Annotated in this window: 1 protein-coding gene; it reads left to right on the forward strand. The window is 43.0% G+C overall.

All coding sequences use genetic code 11. From position 1 onward, the window contains the following. Nucleotides 1–665 (forward strand): transposase (locus tag H2C83_RS15090; protein WP_181742027.1); only part of this gene is annotated, 665 nt, incomplete at both ends.

Consider the following 665-nt stretch of genomic DNA (forward strand, 5'->3'; position numbering starts at 1 on the left):
AAAAACAAGTAAAATTGGAGAAAAAGGAAATCCGGATCAGTACAACCGATCCGGACAGTGGGTACATGGTTCGTGAAGGAAAACCGGAGGGCTTCTTTTATCTGGATCATCGGACAGTAGATGGAAAATACAATTTCATTACGGATGTTTTCGTTACACCCGGTAATGTTCATGACTCCATCCCGTACCTGAAACGTTTGAATCGACAGATTCACCGGTTTGACTTCCTCGTTGAGGAAGTCGCATTAGACGCTGGATATCTCACGATGCCCATCTGTCAGGAACTGATGAAACGAAATATTTTTGCAGTGATTGCTCATCGGCGTTTCCGACCAAAAAAAGGTCTTTTTCATAAATGGCAATTTAAATACATACCTGAACAAGATGTATATCTTTGCCCTGCCAGGTATGAACTCCGCTATTCAACTACCAATCGCTCAGGATACCGCGAATACAAGTCAAATCCAAATGTGTGTCAGAATTGTCTCTTTCTCTCCCGTTGTACTCGCTCCAAAACCTTTCAAAAAGTTGTGACTCGCCACGTGTGGGAAAATGCCAAAGAATGGGTTCGAAAAAACCGTTTGAGTGAAAGAGGAAAACAACTGTACAAACGACGTCGCGAAACCATTGAGCGCAGCTTTGCTGACGCAAAAGAACTGCATAGT

Origin of the sequence: Thermoactinomyces mirandus (assembly GCF_013868055.1) — a bacterium.
GTDB classification, from domain to species: Bacteria; Bacillota; Bacilli; order Thermoactinomycetales; family Thermoactinomycetaceae; genus Thermoactinomyces; species Thermoactinomyces mirandus.